At 59.7% G+C, this 16,184-nt stretch carries 14 protein-coding genes and 1 pseudogene; 7 read left to right on the forward strand and 8 right to left on the reverse strand.

The annotated features are described in order from the left end of the window. Nucleotides 1-43: 43 nt before the first annotated feature. Both AAC035_RS08245 and AAC035_RS08250 read left to right on the forward strand, forming a co-directional pair. Nucleotides 44-748 (forward strand): isochorismatase family cysteine hydrolase, encoded by a 705-nt coding sequence (locus AAC035_RS08245; protein WP_339802387.1) that lies wholly within the window; start codon nucleotides 44-46, stop codon nucleotides 746-748. After that, nucleotides 745-1,101, forward strand: coding sequence for a cupin domain-containing protein (locus AAC035_RS08250; protein WP_339802390.1), 357 nt, complete (start codon nucleotides 745-747; stop codon nucleotides 1,099-1,101). The genes AAC035_RS08245 and AAC035_RS08250 overlap by 4 nt, the downstream gene beginning before the upstream one ends. Before the next feature lie 5 nt (nucleotides 1,102-1,106). On the opposite strand, the gene AAC035_RS08255 is transcribed toward AAC035_RS08250, so the two are convergent. After that, nucleotides 1,107-2,006: a LysR family transcriptional regulator gene (locus AAC035_RS08255; protein ID WP_339802392.1), complete on the reverse strand. Its 900-nt coding sequence runs from the start codon at nucleotides 2,004-2,006 to the stop codon at nucleotides 1,107-1,109. A 129-nt stretch (nucleotides 2,007-2,135) separates the two neighbouring features. Here AAC035_RS08255 and AAC035_RS08260 point away from each other — a divergent pair, with 129 nt between their 5' ends. The 3 genes from AAC035_RS08260 to AAC035_RS08270 all read left to right on the forward strand — a co-directional run bounded on the left by AAC035_RS08260 (nucleotide 2,136) and on the right by AAC035_RS08270 (nucleotide 5,108). Then, nucleotides 2,136-3,188, forward strand: a complete 1,053-nt coding sequence (locus tag AAC035_RS08260) for an ABC transporter substrate-binding protein (protein ID WP_339802395.1) — start codon at nucleotides 2,136-2,138, stop codon at nucleotides 3,186-3,188. Between the two features lie 12 nt (nucleotides 3,189-3,200). After that, nucleotides 3,201-4,274, forward strand: a complete 1,074-nt coding sequence (locus AAC035_RS08265; RefSeq protein WP_339802398.1) for a ring-opening amidohydrolase — start codon at nucleotides 3,201-3,203, stop codon at nucleotides 4,272-4,274. A gap of 150 nt (nucleotides 4,275-4,424) precedes the next feature. Further along, a complete protein-coding gene (locus AAC035_RS08270) occupies nucleotides 4,425-5,108 on the forward strand; it encodes a type 1 glutamine amidotransferase domain-containing protein (RefSeq protein WP_339802401.1) in 684 nt (227 codons plus the stop codon). 15 nt (nucleotides 5,109-5,123) lie between these two features. Here the strand turns inward: AAC035_RS08270 and AAC035_RS08275 are convergent, their stop codons facing one another. Beyond that, nucleotides 5,124-6,131, reverse strand: coding sequence for a DUF2235 domain-containing protein (locus AAC035_RS08275; RefSeq protein ID WP_339802404.1), 1,008 nt, complete (start codon nucleotides 6,129-6,131; stop codon nucleotides 5,124-5,126). Nucleotides 6,132-6,348: 217 nt separating this feature from the next. Here AAC035_RS08275 and AAC035_RS08280 point away from each other — a divergent pair, with 217 nt between their 5' ends. After that, complete coding sequence (locus AAC035_RS08280; RefSeq protein WP_339802407.1) at nucleotides 6,349-7,746, forward strand: alpha/beta fold hydrolase; 1,398 nt, start codon at nucleotides 6,349-6,351, stop codon at nucleotides 7,744-7,746. Nucleotides 7,747-7,863: 117 nt separating this feature from the next. Here AAC035_RS08280 and AAC035_RS08285 read toward each other — a convergent pair. Continuing rightward, nucleotides 7,864-10,023 (reverse strand): annotated as a pseudogene (locus AAC035_RS08285) (YgiQ family radical SAM protein); the annotation flags it as partial. 70 nt (nucleotides 10,024-10,093) lie between these two features. Further along, nucleotides 10,094-10,591, reverse strand: coding sequence for a YchJ family protein (locus AAC035_RS08290; RefSeq protein WP_339802410.1), 498 nt, complete (start codon nucleotides 10,589-10,591; stop codon nucleotides 10,094-10,096). Nucleotides 10,592-10,718: 127 nt separating this feature from the next. Between AAC035_RS08290 and AAC035_RS08295 the strand changes: the two genes are divergently transcribed. Further along, nucleotides 10,719-11,459, forward strand: a complete 741-nt coding sequence (locus tag AAC035_RS08295; RefSeq protein ID WP_339802412.1) for a sulfite exporter TauE/SafE family protein — start codon at nucleotides 10,719-10,721, stop codon at nucleotides 11,457-11,459. An 11-nt stretch (nucleotides 11,460-11,470) separates the two neighbouring features. Here AAC035_RS08295 and AAC035_RS08300 read toward each other — a convergent pair whose 3' ends face one another. The 4 genes from AAC035_RS08300 to AAC035_RS08315 form a co-directional block, all read right to left on the reverse strand. Continuing rightward, the gene (locus tag AAC035_RS08300; RefSeq protein ID WP_339802416.1) at nucleotides 11,471-13,699 is read right to left on the reverse strand and encodes a GGDEF domain-containing protein; all 2,229 of its coding nucleotides are present in this window, start codon (nucleotides 13,697-13,699) and stop codon (nucleotides 11,471-11,473) included. Between the two features lie 100 nt (nucleotides 13,700-13,799). After that, nucleotides 13,800-14,258: an ATPase gene (locus AAC035_RS08305; protein WP_339802418.1), complete on the reverse strand. Its 459-nt coding sequence runs from the start codon at nucleotides 14,256-14,258 to the stop codon at nucleotides 13,800-13,802. A 61-nt stretch (nucleotides 14,259-14,319) separates the two neighbouring features. Continuing rightward, complete coding sequence (locus AAC035_RS08310; RefSeq protein WP_339802421.1) at nucleotides 14,320-15,429, reverse strand: lipocalin-like domain-containing protein; 1,110 nt, start codon at nucleotides 15,427-15,429, stop codon at nucleotides 14,320-14,322. Beyond that, nucleotides 15,426-16,184, reverse strand: a 759-nt coding sequence (locus AAC035_RS08315; RefSeq protein ID WP_339802423.1) for an FtsX-like permease family protein, incomplete at its 5' end; no start/stop codon positions are given. The genes AAC035_RS08310 and AAC035_RS08315, both read right to left, overlap by 4 nt.

A 16,184-nucleotide genomic window follows, 5' to 3' on the forward strand; every position in this document is an offset into this window, starting at 1 on the left:
TCTTCCATAAGCTATCGTTAAAGAATCAACAGGAGCCAACCCCATGACCGCTTCTACAACGGCCAACCACACGCTTCAGTCCCGGCCTTACAGCTGGCCCTACGACAACCAGCTGAACCGCGACAACACCGCCCTGATCGTCATTGATATGCAGACGGATTTCTGCGGCAAGGGTGGTTACGTCGACTCCATGGGCTATGACCTGTCCCTGACACGGGCGCCGATCGAACCGATCAGCAGCCTGCTGGAGCGCTTCCGGGCCCTCGACATGACCATCATCCATACCCGGGAAGGACACCGGCCGGATCTGAGCGACCTGCCCGCCAACAAGCGCTGGCGATCCCGTGAAATCGGCGCCGGCATTGGTGACCCCGGCCCCTGCGGCCGGATTCTGGTCAGAGGCGAGCCCGGCTGGGAAATCATTCCCGAGCTGGCCCCTGAAGAAGGCGAGCCCATCATCGACAAGCCCGGCAAGGGTGCCTTCTACGCCACCGACCTGGAACTGCTGCTGCACGTCCGTGGTATCCGCAACCTGATCCTCACCGGCATCACCACCGACGTCTGTGTGCACACCACCATGCGCGAGGGCAACGACCGCGGTTTCGAGTGCTTGTTGGTGGAAGACTGCTGCGGTGCCACCGACCCGGACAACCATGCCCACGCCCTGAAAATGATTCAGATGCAGGGCGGTGTCTTCGGCGCGGTGAGTGATTCAACCAACTTGTTGAAAAGACTGGAGGCCCTGTGACCAACCCGAAACCGACGACCCACAACCTGACTCCGGAGGCCGTTTCAAAGTTGCCGGAAAGCGCCTGGCAGGACTTCCGGCCCGGGGTATCCATCTGCCCGCTGCACGGCCAGCCACCCGGAGCCCGCTCCTCGGCCTTGCTGCGCTATCAGCCCGGCGCCACCGTGCCCTCACACACCCATCTCGGGGTAGAGCATATTCTGGTTATTCAGGGCAGTCAGCAGGACGAAAATGGCCACTATGACGCCGGCACACTGCTGATCAGCCCCAAAGGCACCAGCCACGCTATTGCCAGCCCTGAAGGCTGCATCGTTCTCGCTGTCTGGAGTGACGGCCTGGAGGTGAACGGGTAGGCCGTTCAGCGGGCGTCTTCCAACACGCCTTTGAGGTGCTCGACAAACCGGGCCGTGGCCACCGGCAGCGCTCGCCCGTGTTCGGTACACAGCACCAGACGTCCGTGGCGAAGCCCCCGGTCAGAGAGGTTCAGGGCGTGCATACCGCCCGGCATCCGGCTGGGTGGCATGCCATTCTGAATCTGGAAACACACCCCACCGGTCTTGATGGCAAAGTTGCGCATCATTTCAAAAGAGTTCGACTCCAGCGCCGGCTGCAGTCGCAATGATCGCCGGGCCAGAAACTCATCCAGCAAGCCTCGCCCTCCCAGAGAGGTGTCCGGTATCGCCAGCGGATACTCGACGCACTCCGACAGCCGCACCGCATCGCGACCCGCCAGCGGATGATCCGGCGAGACAAAGGCACACAGCTTCTGCTCGATTTCCATCAAGGCACGGATTTCAGGGTCTGGCGGCGGGTTGAACACCAGCCCGATATCTGCCCGGAATTCCTTGAGATGGCCCAGCACTTCATCACGGCCACAGATCAGAACCCGAAACCGGATATTCGGGTGGGTCTGCTGGAACGCCTGTATCGCGCCGGGGAGCAGATCCGCCGCCATCCCCTCGATAGCCGCGACGCTGACCAGTCCCCGGCGCAGGTTACTCAGATCCTCAATCTCCGACAGCGTATGCTCCAGCTCCGCCAGCTGTTTGCGGGCGTAAGCTACGAACAGCTCCCCGGCGGCCGTCAGACGAACGCCCCTGGCCCGACGTTCGAACAACGGTGTGCCAATCTCCGCTTCAATGTCCAGAATCCGGCGGTTGACCGCCGACGACACCACGTTCAGCTGCTCGGCCGCCTTGCGAATGGAGCCGGTTCTGGCGACGGTGTCGATGTAGCGTAAAAACCGTGTGTTGTGCATGCTCCTCCAGTGATGCCTTTTTGGCATCGGTCCAGGCATTTTATAACGCTTGTTGGCGGCAGTAATCAAGGCCAGCATTGCTTATGAAGCCGGCAAACATCCAGCCGGAACCAGACCTGGAGAATCACCATGCCTCGCTCAAACACTCTTTGCCGACTGCAACAGACCGGCTTGAGGCTGCTGCAACTGACCTGCGCCCTCAGCCTGCTGACGGTCTTGCCCGCCCAGGCCGACCGGGACCTGCGTTTTACCGCAAACTGGGCCTTTGAAGCCTCCAACGCACCCTTTGTGCTGGCCGAACAGAAAGGCTACTTCCGGGACGAAGGCCTGAATGTGAGGATCGACGCCGGCGAAGGCTCGTCCGCCGTTATCACCCGCATCGGGAGCGGCAGCTACGAGGCCGGCTTTGGCGATATCAACACCCTGATCGAATTCAACAGCCGTTTCCCCGAGAACAGCCAGCGCATGGTGTATATGGTCTACAACCGGCCGCCACTGGCCATCATGACCCTGACCAGGAGCGGCATCGAGACCCCTGCTGATCTGGAAGGCCGTATCATCGGTGCACCGGCCAACGACACTGCCTACCGCATGTTTCCATTATTCGCGGACGCTACAGGTATCAACGCTGACAACATCAAGTTCGAGAGCATCACCCCCAACCTGCGGGAAACCATGCTGGTTCAGGGCCGGGTCGATGCCATCGCAGCCTTCCCGCCCAGCGCCCAGCCGAATCTGCTCAATCTCGGCATCGACGAAGACGATATCCGCACCTTTTACTTCTCGGACTACGGTGTACCCCTTTACAGCAATGGCCTGATCGTTACCCAGAAAATGATTGAAAACGAACCCGAGGTGGTTGCCGGCCTGGTGCGGGCGGTCAACCGGGCCCTCAAGGAAAGCATCGCGGATCCACAGATGGCCGCTGAAGCCCTGCTGAAAAAAGACAGCCTCATCAACACCGAACTGGAAGTGAGCCGGATGGAGTTCCTGATCAGCAACCAGCTGGTGACCGACGAGGTGGAGGAGCTGGGCCTGGGAGCGGTGGACTCAGAGCGACTGGAAGCCTCCATTGAGGCTGTATCCGGAGCCCTTGGCATTGAAACCCTGCTCACCGCTGACCAGGTCTTCGACAGCAGCTTCCTGCCGGACATTGATCAACGCCGCGTACCCGCGCACTGAGGAGAAAGCACCATGAAAACCCGAGTCCATCGCCTGACCAGCAATGCCCCGGATGATATGACTTCCGTGCAGGCCGCCATCCGGGAAGGTAAAATTAATCCGGAACACGTGATTGCGGTACTGGGCAAAACCGAGGGCAATGGTTGCGTCAATGATTTCACCCGGGCCTTCGCCACCGCCACCCTGACCCGACTGTTCGCCAGCCTGCTGGATCAGAGCGAAGCCCGGATTGCCGAGCGCATTGCTTTCGTGATGTCCGGTGGCACCGAAGGAGGTCTGACCCCCCACTGGCTGGTATTCGAGGTGGATCCCTCGGCTGATGATCCTGCCTCGACCGGTCTGGCCGCCGGTATCAGCTTCACCCCGGAGTTCCGGCCCGAGGATATTGGCCGCCAGGCCCAGGTACAGCAAACCGCCCAGGCCGTCAGGGAGGCCATGACCAGAGCAGGCATCACCGATCCGGCGGACGTCCACTTCGTGCAGATCAAGTGCCCTTTGCTGACAGCCGCCCGCAGCGAGGAGGCAGCTACCCGCAACAAGTCAGTCGTCACCAGTGACACCTACGAATCCATGGCCTACTCCAGGGGCGCCTCAGCGTTAGGCGTAGCCGTGGCGCTGGGAGAGATTTCTGCGGAGACGTTACCTGATGCGGTGATCTGTGAGGACTACGGTCTTTATTCAGGCCGTGCCAGCACCTCGGCGGGCATTGAGCTGATGCGCAATGAAATCCTGGTGCTGGGCAATGCCCCGGGCTGGTCCGCAGACCTTCGTATCGGTCACGATGTGATGGCCGATGCCCTGGATGCTGATGCCCTGGACCGGGCCATGGCCGCCGTGCCCGGCGACGCTCACAACGAGCTGATCGCCCTGCTGGTCAAGGCGGAACCGTCCCATAACGGCCTGATCCGCGGTAACCGGCACACCATGTGGGATGACAGCGACATTAATGCGACCCGCCACGCCCGGGCGCTGGTGGGCGGTGTGCTTGCGGGCAGAACCGGAGACACCCGCCTGTTTGTGTCCGGTGGTGCCGAGCACCAGGGCCCGGATGGTGGTGGACCATTGGCGGTTATTGTAAGCCGATAGTTTTCATTGGAGTGAGCATCACGACGTTGTGCTGCAAGATCTGTCGCTGTGTTCTTTTCGTAGACAACGGTTGATAAATGGCCTGATCGCCTCAACACCTGTCAGGTAAGCGTTGTAGAAGAATACATTCCTCACGAAAAGGCAGCTGATATGAACGTATTGATGGTTCTCACTTCTCACGATCAGATGGGGGACACTGGCCACAAGACCGGTTTCTGGCTGGAGGAATTTACCGCTCCCTACTACGTCTTCAGGGATGCCGGCGCCAGCGTTACTCTCGCCTCGCCTGCCGGTGGCCAGCCGCCGGTGGATCCCAACAGTGAAGCCGAAGGCGCATTGACCGACACCACACGGCGCTTTTCTGAAGACGCCGATGGTAAGGCGGCACTGGCAGCAACCGTCAGGCTGGCGGACGTCAGGGCCGATGATTACGATATCGTATTCTACCCGGGCGGCCACGGCCCGCTGTGGGATCTGGCGGAAGACGCCAACTCCATTGCCCTCATTGAAGATGCTGCGAAGCAGGACAAAATTGTGGCTGCCGTCTGCCATGCCCCGGCGGTGTTCCGCCATGTCAAGGGTGGCAATGGCGATGCCTTCGTCAGCGGCCGCAAGGTCACCGGTTTCACTAACACCGAGGAAGACGCGGTTCAGCTGACCAACGTTGTCCCCTTCCTGGTGGAAGACATGCTGAAGCAAAACGGCGGCCACTACAGCTGCGGTGACGACTGGGCTCCCTACGTCGTCGTAGACGGCAAGCTGATCACCGGGCAGAACCCCGCATCCTCCGAAGATGCAGCGAAAGCGGCGCTTGATGCCGCCAGGGGTGCCTGAAGTTCAGCCCGACCCTTACCCCAGCCAGGCCATATTTTCGGGCTTATAACTGTCATCCTTCCGCCAGCGTTCCATGGCGGAAGGATGAATGGCTGTGGGTATCTCCGGGTGCAGCAGGGGCCGGATCAGGGGTCGGGCAAAGCGGAACACATGACGGCGGGAGTTGTGAATCTTCGCCAACGCGTCCAGTTTGATGGTGTCCTGCAGATGTGATTCCAGCTCCAACCCTCCCATGCTGGCCTCATCCATCATCCATTGCAGCGGGTGATCCGATGCCAGCAAGCCCCGGTCGTCTGGCGGGTAACCGCCACCAACGTCGGAATGAGCACCGGAGAACCAGACCTGCTTCAGATCCAGCCCCTCCCTGGGCTCCCACAAGGTAGGCTCGAAATCTTCCCGGCGCTCGTCGATGGCCAGGGCGTGGCGGGCCATTCGCACATTGCTGCCCAGTTTGGTGTCGTAAAACTCATCCTTGCGATCAAACAACCCCATCAATGAGAAGGGCACACCCAGCGCACCCACCGTATCCCACACCCCCACGAACTTTACCTCACAGCTGTCGTGGCTGTGATCCGCCCGGAACCGGACCGACGCTGCTCCCGCCGGGGCATAGGCTGCAGCGGTTTTTTTATAGTGATCAAAGGCCTGCTGGATCAGCCGCGCATCCGGCCTTTTGAGAATGCCGCAGTTGTTGATCAGGCCACAGAGGGAGCGCACGGTGTAGGCGCCGCGGCTGAATCCAAACAGGTAGATGTCGGTTCCCGGGGTGTAGTTCTGAACGATGTAACGGTAGCCGTCCATGATATTTTTATGGATACCACGCCCGGTCATGCCGCCGACCAGTGCATCGTGATAGGAACCGACGCCCCAGTCATAGAACACATGCTGGGCAGTGCCATCGGCGGCCACCGGACTGACCGCACGGGCGATGCGCAGCACATTGGTTGGCACATCCTTTTGCAGATCTTCCTCCGGACGGTTCCAGGTACCATCCGCACACACCACCAGACGCTTACTGGCCATAGCCGACTCCCTCCGACAACCTGTTTATTATTCGTCCAGTCTAGCCACGAAAATCCGGTTGCGCGAATCCAATCTTTACCCAAAAACATGTCGCCTTTTTTTGCGTTACTTCAGTTTCAATACCGGCCGCATATTCGCAATATCACGTCTCTATCGCTTTGAACCCTGCGGGCTATGCTTTTATTCGCACCAATCACGACAACAACAAGGATGCGTTATGTACCATCGCCCAGTCAGCTTCCACTCGCTTACCCTTGCTGCCTTTGCCTCGCTGTTTCTGGCAGGCTGCGGCTCCGATTCCGATAGCAACCTCAGCAGTGACACTCCGCCCCAGATTCCCGAAGAAGCCGTGCTTCCTCTGGTGTTCGTGCATGGTGGTGCGGGTTCCGCATCCCAGTACCTGAGCCAGGCCATGCGTTTTGCCAGCAACGGCTACCCGGAAGACCTGATCTTTGCCTTCGAATACCATGGCATCGCGCCACACAACCCCGACGTTCTGGACGCCTACATTGACAACGTTCTGGAGCAGACCGGTGCTGACCAGGTCTACCTGGTGGGCCACTCCATGGGTACCTTCGTGGGCTATAGCGGCCCCCTCTCCGCGACGACCATGTACGAAGGCTATCTCATGCAGCCGGAAAAAGCCGCGAAGGTGGCCAGGTACATTGGGCTGGACGGCCGCTCCTCTGAAGAGTGCCCCGGCGGCGTGCCCTGCATGGGTATTTTTAATAATGAGGAAGACGGTGTTGTCGGCACCAACACCCTTTACTTCACGGATCAGGAGCACGTGGAGGTTGCCACCTCCGGCGAATCTTTTGCCGCGCAGTTTGAATTCCTGACCGGTGTCGAGCCGTCCACTACCGAAATTATCCCTCAAGAGGGCACGGTGACCGTGTCCGGCCGCTCGGTGATCTTCCCCAACAACACCGGCGCCGAGGGCGGCACGCTGCAAATCTGGGCAGTAGATTCCGATACCGGTCACCGGACCGATGAAGAACCGCTGGGCACCTTCGAGATTGATGCCGATGGCTGGTGGGGCCCGGTGGAGCTGGATCCACAAACCCATTACGAGTGGACCCTGGCGCGGGATGGCCTGCACACCGTGCATTACTATCGTCAGCCGATTCCCCGCAACACCAACATGATCCGGCTGAACGCATCGGCGGAAGGCTCTCTGATCACCGCCAACACCAATCATGGCCCTGATCATTCCATTCTGGTGGTTACCCGCGACGCGGAGTGGGTCGCAGTGGCCGAGGAAGGTGAAAGGGATGAACTGTGGATTTCCACCGTGAGCCCACAGTGGGGCAATCAGACCCAGGTAAATGCCATCGTCGAGGGGGCGACCAACGCCAATATCGCCCTGCACCTGCACGATGCCGAGGGCACCCCGGCCACAACGACGCTGGATCTGCTGGACTACTTCCCGGGCCTTGCCTTCCAGAGTGGCGTCGACGTCTATATGCCAGCCTATCTCCAGGATGGCAAGCCAGACGGCACCATCCGCATTCGCAGCATTCCAAGAGGTGACGCCACAGCTACCCAGGTGATTCAGGTACCCAACTGGCCGTCGGACAATCACCGCATGTCAGTGATCTTTAACGATTGGTGGTAACTCAGTGAAATATTGGTCCGCTCAAGCGCCCTGGCGCCTGGCGGGCCTTTTTTTATGACTGTTTCTGGGCCCGGCTTTAGCGCCACGGGCGGCCGGTGCTGGAGCGCGAGCCGGTTTGCTGCCATCCGTGGACCGGGGCGGCAGGCCGGTGTGCTGGGTCAGCAGGGGTTTGCCATTCTTGCGGCCACCCGGCGGCGTCGAGTTCTTGCGACGGGCGCTCTGGTAACCACTGGTCAGCGGCTAGTGTTTCGGGATCAGCTGGTGACGGCCCTCGCCGATCAGATCCGCACGTCCCATTGCCTTCAGGGCATCCCGCAGCATCGGCCAGTTGTTGGCATCGTGATAGCGCAGGAATGCCTTGTGCAGGCGCCGCTGCTGGGGGTCCTTGACCGTACCCACTTTCTCGGTCTTGTAGGTCACCTTGCGCAGCGGGTTACGAGCGGTGTGGTACATGGTGGTCGCCGTCGCCATGGGCGAAGGATAGAAAGCCTGCACCTGATCGGCACGGAAGCCATTGCGTTTCAGCCACAGCGCCAGATTCAGCATGTCTTCATCGGTGGTGCCGGGATGGGCCGCGATGAAGTAGGGAATCAGATACTGCTCCTTGCCCGCTTCCTTCGAGAACTTCTCAAACATTTTCTTGAAACGATCGTAGCTGCCGATACCCGGCTTCATCATTTTCGACAGCGGGCCTTCCTCGGTATGCTCCGGAGCAATTTTCAGGTAACCGCCGACGTGGTGGGTCACCAGTTCCCGCACGTATTCCGGAGACTCCACCGCCAGGTCGTAACGCAGGCCAGAGGCAATCAGTACCTTCTTCACTCCCGGCAGCTCCCGGGCGGCTTTGTAGAGTTCGATCAGTGATGAGTGATCGGTATTCAGATTTTCACAGATACCGGGATACACACAGGAGGGCTTACGGCAGGCCGCTTCGATTTCCGGCGATTTGCAGGCAATGCGGTACATATTGGCGGTAGGCCCACCCAGATCCGACACCACGCCGGTAAAACCGGGCACCTTGTCCCGCATCGCCTCGATTTCCCGGATGATGGAATCCTGGGAACGGTTCTGGATGATGCGGCCTTCGTGTTCGGTGATGGAGCAGAAGGTACAGCCACCGAAGCAGCCTCGCATGATGTTCACCGAAAAGCGGATCATGTCGTAAGCGGGAATCTTGGCATCGCCATAGGCGGGGTGAGGCACCCGGGCGAACGGCTGATCGAACACGTAATCCATTTCTTCCGTGGTCAGCGGAATCGGCGGCGGCGTGAACCAGATATCCTGGGAACCGTGCTTCTGCACCAGGGCCCGGGCGTTGCCGGGGTTGGTTTCCTGATGCAACACCCGGTTGGCGTGAGCATAGAGCACCGGGTCATTGCTGACCTTTTCAAAGGACGGCAGCCGGATCACGGTCTTGTCCCGGTCAATACGGGAACTGGGCAACAGATCAACGATCACTGTGGTATCCGACGCCGGGGCCTCCCCCTCCGCCTGGGTATCCGAGCAGCTTTGCAGCTCCTGAGTATTCACGTAGGGACTGATGATCTTGTCGACACGACCGGGGCGGTCAACCCGGGTGGAATCCAGCTCGTAATAGCCGTCTGCAGTGTCTTTGCGAATGAAGGCGGTGCCACGCACATCGGTGATGGCCTCTATCGGCTCACCGCAGGACAGCCGGAACGCCACCTCGGCAATGGCCCGCTCGGCGTTACCGTACAACAGGATATCAGCGCCAGTGTCGATCAGGATCGACTTGCGGACCTTGTCCTGCCAGTAATCGTAGTGGGCAATGCGGCGCAGAGAGGCTTCAATTCCGCCCAGCACGATAGGCACGCCCGGATAGGCTTCCCGGCACTTATGGCTGTACACCAGGCTGGCGCGGTCCGGACGCTTGCCGCCACCGCCGCCCGGGGTGTAGGCATCGTCACTACGCACCTTGCGGTCTGCAGTATAACGATTGATCATGGAATCCATGTTGCCGGCGGCCACCCCGAAAAACAGGTTGGGCTTGCCCAGCTTCATGAAGTCAGCTTTGGTGCTCCAGTCAGGCTGGGCGATGATGCCCACCCGAAAGCCCTGCCCTTCCAGCAACCGGCCAATCACCGCCATACCAAAGGATGGGTGATCCACGTAGGCATCACCGGTCACAATGATGATGTCGCAGGAATCCCAACCGAGCTGGTCCATTTCCTCCCGGCACATGGGCAGGAAGGGGGACGGCCCGAAACACTCGGCCCAGTACTTGGGATGGTCGAACAGGGGTTTTGCAGACTGCATGATAGTAACCGGAATCCAGGGGTAGATTTAACGCAGGACGAGCCAGCAAACGCGCTCGACCGGGAGAAATTTAAAGGGACGAAATTTTAGCACATTTTTTAGCCAGACCGCAGGCTTTGTATTTCCTGCCACTTCCGCAGGGGCACGGGTCGTTCCTGCCGGGATCCAGCTTTCCTTCCCGGGGATCGCCGCTCAGGTAGTACCAGCGACCCTCTTCCCGGATGAAGTCGGATGTTTCCTCAAGATAACCAAAGCCATTACCCAGGCTATAGATAGCCCGGAAGTGGACCTTGCCCTCCGCGCCCTGGGCGCTGGAGGAAACTACCTGCAGCGACACCCACCGGGGCGAATCACCCGGATCCAGCACCGGCGGGCGTGTTGAAGGGTGCCAGCTGGCCAGCAGATAATTACCCAACCCCAGAACAAAGGCGCTGTACCGGGAGCGCATCAAAGCTTCGGGAGTACTGACGGCCTGCCCCTGATGGGCGGGCTGACAACAATTACCGTAGGTTTTCTGGCTGCCGCACGGGCATAAATTGGTAGAGGGCATCATCGGCAGGGCAGCCATCCATCAGGTTTCAGTAAGTCCGCAGGTTACCACAGAGGCCCATAGCACCCTACCATTCCCTGTGCTATAACCTTTCGCTTTCCCGACCAGCTTTATCATCACGCTAACACTATATTGTGGAGTCATCGTGCCTGCGGAAATCTCGCTGTTTCATCTGCTGCTTGCCAACCTGGTGGTGCTGTTAGGCTCCTGCCTACAGGGTGTCGCCGGCTATGGTATTGGCACTCTGGCAGCACCGCTGCTGTTCCTGATTTCGCCGCTGTTCATACCCGGCCCACTGACCCTCAATGCAGCTGTGTTGTCAGTGCTGATGCTGGTCCGCAACCGCACCAGCATCCGGTTCCGGGAAGTGCGCTTTGCTATTGGCGGGGGCCTTGCCGGCACGGTGCTGGCAGGCCTCACTCTGCTGGTGATCTCGCCCACCGGGTTCGAGCTTGCATTCGGCGCTCTGATCCTGGTGGCGGTGGTACTCAGTGTGGCGGGACTGAAACCACGCCTGAATGCCCGTAACAGCGTGATTGCCGGGGCGGCGTCCAGCTACATGGGTACCATCACCGCCGTAGGCGGTCCACCCATTGCCATGGTCTATCAGAATGAGAAGGGTCCGGTGGCCCGGGCCAATCTGTCGGCGTTTTTTCTGTTCACCAACGCCTTTGTCATTGCCACCCTGTTTTTTTCCGGGTACCTGGGTGTCCGTGAACTCTGGCTTGCGGCGGCCCTGATGCCGGGCGTGTTTATCGGTTTCTGGCTCTCCGCTCACCTGGTAAACCGGCTGCCTTTCACTGCCATGCGGCCTATCATTCTCAGCATTGCCGCAGCGGCCGGCCTGGCCGCACTGGTCCGGGGCCTGCTGTCGCTCTGGGGTTGATCATCAGCGGGTCAGGCGACCACTGACTCCACCCGATTGCGCCCCTTACGCTTGGCAGCATAGAGTGCTTCATCCGCCAGCATCAGCAAATCTCCGGGTCTGCGGGCATTTTCCGGCCAGGAGGCGACCCCGATAGACACGGTGATGGGTCCCAGCTCCTGGCCCCGGAAGGGAATTAGCAGAGAGGCCACCTCCAGCCGGGCAGCCTCCGCCCGCTCCACCCCCCTTGCCAGATCGGCCCCGGCCATAATTACCACGAACTCTTCGCCACCGTAACGACAGACCACATCCGTGTCCCGGAAACTCGACGCCAGGGAATCTGCCACCAGCCGCAGCGCCTCATCGCCGGCTTCATGGCCAAAAGTGTCATTGAACGGCTTGAACTTGTCGACATCAGCGATAAGCACCGTCAGTGGTGTATCCATTCGTTCAGCGATAGCGGCTTCCCGATGCAACAATTCATCGAAAAAACGGCGATTCTTCAGGCCGGTCAGGGCGTCCTCATAGGAGTACTGCTCGAACTCTTCCTTCAGACGCACACCGGAGAGCGCAATACTGATCTTTTCCACCGCACGCTGTAAAAACAGCAGCAACGCCAGTTCATCCGGTTGGTCATCACCGGGCAAATGATCGGATGCAGGCTCCAGAAGGATGACTGCATCAACGGTCGGGGCCGTGCCCGCATGCTGGACAGGTATTGGCAGTAACCATCCGTTTTCAAGAGAAATCGGCGTGAACTGGTTTTCCGGATCCAGTAACGGCGATATCAGCAGGTCATCAAATCCGCTGCGGTCGCTGGCGTTGCCCCAGGCATAACTCAACCGGAAATCCTGAGTACCCGAATGTCTCTGGTAAAACACGCCGGCAAACGGTCTGGCTAACTGCGGCAGCTTGAGTGCGAGTAACGCCTGGGCCTCATGGTAGCCTCCAGCGCCCTGCATCTCGGACACCAGGTCATTGAGCATCGCGGTTTTCATGTGTTCAAAAGCCAGCAGTTTCGAGCGTACCCGTTCCTGACTGGCCATTGCATGCATTTCCGCTGTGCGTTCAGCCACCCGGCTTTCCAGGGTGGCCAGCATCGATTGCGCCAGGCGCTGGCTGTCTGCGTAGTGCCTGAGCGTGATGCCCACCACCACCAGCGAGAAAGCCAGAGAACCCCAGGCAACCGGCACCCTGCGCCAGGCCAGCACGCCATGGGCCACAGCCATGTCGAAAACCAGCAGCAGGCTGTACAGCAGGATAGCCAGCAGAATCAGCTTTTCCGTCTCACTGGCCGCCCGGAAATGACGCACACCCAGGGCAAACAGAATCAGCAGCGACAGCAGAAACAGACCGTCAAACGGCGGAAAAGTCGATGAAAGGTTGATGACCCCGGTGGCAGCAAGGCCAAGCGCAACCACCAGATAGACCAGATGGCCACCCCAAACCAGTCGCAACAGGCCCTGGTTACGGCCGGTCATCCACTGACTGAACAGCAGGGCCATAGCCACCGGCAGCAGGTAATAGGAGCCGGCTGCCAGGTAATTCCAGGCCAGAGGCGCATGCCAGATCAACTGTTTGACCTGGGTTTCGGCCAGAATCATCACCGCGGAAGCCAGCGAAAACAGGCCGATCACTGCGAACAGCCTGCGGTTACCCGGCACCAGAGCAAACACCAGCGCCAGCATCACAACCATCAATGAAAAGGCACTGGCGACAAGACGACCAACGGATTGATTGAGGATGCGCAGATAAAGGGTTGGCCGGTCCATCAGGCGAACCTCCCCCCACAACCCTATGTCGGTGTAATCGGACCAGACCCGGAACGCGAGGGTTTTCCCGGAGAACGTCTCCGGCAGGGGGATCATGTGCCAGGGCCAGCCTTCAAAACGGCCGCCGCCATCGTTGGCAAAGCTGCCGTACTGATAGATTTTTTCACCGTCCAGATAAACTTCGGTGATCAGATCCACGCTGTAGACATAGACCACCGGGTCGGACCAGCTCACCTCAGGCAGCGTTATCCTGAACCAGGCGTTCTCATGCCCTTGCCGCCCCGGTGGATTGGAGGGAAATCCAATATCCTGCCAGTCCTGTTCATTGACTTCCGACAGCCACTCAGGCCGCCCGTTGGCGTCAAAGGGAGAGTCGCCCCAGCGGTATTGCCAGCCGGAGTCCAGCAGCAAATTATCAGCCAGCGCGGTCCCGGGCAGAAACGCTGTGGGCAACATCAGGATCAGTAGCAAGATACGCCCGAACATCATTGGCAGGAATCCGACAGAGGCCTTTAAGGACTAACTATACTGCACATGTCAGGTTTACACCTTATTGCAGCGGGTTTCTGTCAGAACCAACCGAAACCAGCTACAGATCCCGCCCGCTGCCCGTCTGGGTTGCCAGTCGCATGGCCTGATGCTCTTCCATTTCCTGAAGCTCTTCCATCAGGGCCTTTGCTTCCGGAATTTCCGCCTTGCTGGCCAGAGCCTTGTAGAGGGCGATAACCTCATCATGGAAGTGGAAGATCTCGGCGCAGATCTCGTCGTAGCTCATGGTCGCATAATGGGTGTCGGACGTTGGACCACGGTTGATGGGTTTGTGCTCAATATAATCGTACAAACGGGTCTGCAACGCCTTGGTATCCGCCTGACGTTCGAATTCCCGGGTGATTCTGGTCAACTCCTGCTCATGATCGGACAAATAGGTCAGTAGTGCCCGGGCCTGTTCATTGCCGTTACCGGCCACACTGCCTTTCATGCTGCTGGCCAAATGGCTATGAAGCAGGCGCACCCACTCAATCAGGTCTTCGAACGTTTTGATTTCCATAAACGTATCCTTTCCGGAAAAACAGCATTTTTATGTATTCTAGCGTAATCGATGATCAAGCCTACCGCCGATAACCTGTCAGTTCCATATAACCCTCGCCGGTTTCAGAACCGGAGACCGCCACCGGACTTTCCCAGTAGGGGTAGAGTCCATCGTTCCAGTACTGGCCAGCCGGCGCCCGGGCGACGAGAGTGACATCTACGGGCTTTACCTCAATTCGCCACTGCACTGGCACATCTCCCAGCGCTGTTGAGCGAATGTCTTCAGGCGAGATGTCCAGATCCCCGGGCGATAGTGCGATGGTTGTGCCGTCTGGCGTAATCCAGGTACCGGACAGGTAATCGCCCTGCTCCTCTCGCAGGCGAAAGGCCATCAGGCGGGCACCGGAGTCCAGCCGCAGGGCAAACCAGTCCCAGCCTTGCTGATCCGCACGCAGAAACTGACTGCTCCATTCCCGGTCCAGCCAGCCAGTGCCCTCAACCTGCTCCACCCTGTCACCGATCCTTACCTCGCCGCTGATCCGGATATCCGTATCACTGAAATACATGGAACCTTCACCGCTGGCAGACTTGGCGCTGAAACCCCGGTCGCCATGGGCTATCAGGGTGCCGGAAGGCTCGAGGATCAGCTCATAGCCCCAGCCGTTCTCCTGCACTGAAAGCTGCCATTGGTCACGGCCATCCTCCTTCAGCTGCCAGTGATCCAGCCACACGGCAAAAGGATCAGCGGTGGCGCCTGCGTGACCAATATCACCCCGGGCGAACCGCTCCGAAAAGTGATGTTCACTGCCAACAGACAGGGCGCCATGAGCCATCCAGACGCTCTCCAGAGGCCAGCCTTGCGGATCCGGTGTCTGCTCCGGCCGCCGGGGCACCAGTGCCTGGCGGAACTGGGTCCATTGCAACCCCAGGGGTTCGCCGGCCAGGGTCTTCAGGTTGGCGGTGAGGTACCACCATTCGATGCGGTGACGGGGATGCTCGCCCCAGTCATCAGGAAAGGTCAGCTGGTCACCGGGCGCCGGTTGCAGAAAGGAAACATCGTAGGCGCTCTCATCCACCGTCTCGGCAAGCCCGGCAAAGCCGGCGGCGGTGGCGGGATCATCACTGCAGCCGCTTAACACCGGCAAACCGGAAATCAGCGAGACAACAAGGGCAAAGGTCCGGCTCATCATCGCTCAACTCCCCCTGAGGCCAGCATCATCGTCTTTGGAGCAGTGGCTTCAGGACCAAGGCCGCGGACGGTCCACCAGGCCACCAGCAGACCAATGACCAGCAGCAGCCCCAGTAACTGCAGCCAGAACAGGGGATACACCGCCATCGGCAGCGACCAGCCAAAGGCCACCGGATTGATCCTTGCCACCAGAATCCAGGTCAGCACAATGCCCGGCGGAAGGGCCGCCAGGGTCAGACGCACCATCAGCCCCAGCATCAACAGCCGCACCTGCCGCTGCAACTGTCTGGCCGACAGACCCCAGGCCGACAGCAACTGGAGATACCAGGCCCGGGACCTCAGCACCACCCAGCCGGTCATCAGCAAGGCCGCCGCTGCAAGTCCCAGGGTCAGCAGGCTGATGGCCCGGGTCAGGGCAAAGGTCTGGTCGAAAATGGCCACGGCAATCCGCTCAATGGTGGCATTGTCCCGCTCCTGCAGTTCGGTTACCTGCCAGGTGGCCATCAATTGCTGGCGCAGCACCTCGAGGTCCATCCCGGATGCGGATGGCTCAAGCCCAAGGGTAAGTGACTGGAAACGGGGACGGAACGGCTCGGGCAGATGGGTTTCCGACAACAGCACCTCCCCCGCCGGTCGGCCGTAATCCGCGTACACACCGGCCACCTGGTAATCTCCGGTCTCGCCGGCCAGAGTCAGCGTCAGGCGATCGCCGGAAGCCAGCTGCAAACGGCGGGATAACTGTTCGTTGATCAGCAC

It is taken from the genome of uncultured Marinobacter sp. (genome assembly GCF_963974375.1).
In the GTDB taxonomy this organism is placed as follows: Bacteria; Pseudomonadota; Gammaproteobacteria; order Pseudomonadales; family Oleiphilaceae; genus Marinobacter.

Excerpts from the sequence above, each read along its gene's own strand:
- AAC035_RS08245 (WP_339802387.1), top strand. The coding sequence starts at position 44 with ATGACCGCTTCTACAACGGCCAACCACACGCTTCAGTCCCGGCCTTAC.
- AAC035_RS08255 (WP_339802392.1), bottom strand. The coding sequence starts at position 2,006 with ATGCACAACACACGGTTTTTACGCTACATCGACACCGTCGCCAGAACC.
- AAC035_RS08260 (WP_339802395.1), top strand. The coding sequence starts at position 2,136 with ATGCCTCGCTCAAACACTCTTTGCCGACTGCAACAGACCGGCTTGAGG.
- AAC035_RS08265 (WP_339802398.1), top strand. The coding sequence starts at position 3,201 with ATGAAAACCCGAGTCCATCGCCTGACCAGCAATGCCCCGGATGATATG.
- AAC035_RS08270 (WP_339802401.1), top strand. The coding sequence starts at position 4,425 with ATGAACGTATTGATGGTTCTCACTTCTCACGATCAGATGGGGGACACT.
- AAC035_RS08275 (WP_339802404.1), bottom strand. The coding sequence starts at position 6,131 with ATGGCCAGTAAGCGTCTGGTGGTGTGTGCGGATGGTACCTGGAACCGT.
- AAC035_RS08280 (WP_339802407.1), top strand. The coding sequence starts at position 6,349 with ATGTACCATCGCCCAGTCAGCTTCCACTCGCTTACCCTTGCTGCCTTT.
- AAC035_RS08290 (WP_339802410.1), bottom strand. The coding sequence starts at position 10,591 with ATGGCTGCCCTGCCGATGATGCCCTCTACCAATTTATGCCCGTGCGGC.
- AAC035_RS08300 (WP_339802416.1), bottom strand. The coding sequence starts at position 13,699 with ATGATGTTCGGGCGTATCTTGCTACTGATCCTGATGTTGCCCACAGCG.
- AAC035_RS08305 (WP_339802418.1), bottom strand. The coding sequence starts at position 14,258 with ATGGAAATCAAAACGTTCGAAGACCTGATTGAGTGGGTGCGCCTGCTT.
- AAC035_RS08310 (WP_339802421.1), bottom strand. The coding sequence starts at position 15,429 with ATGATGAGCCGGACCTTTGCCCTTGTTGTCTCGCTGATTTCCGGTTTG.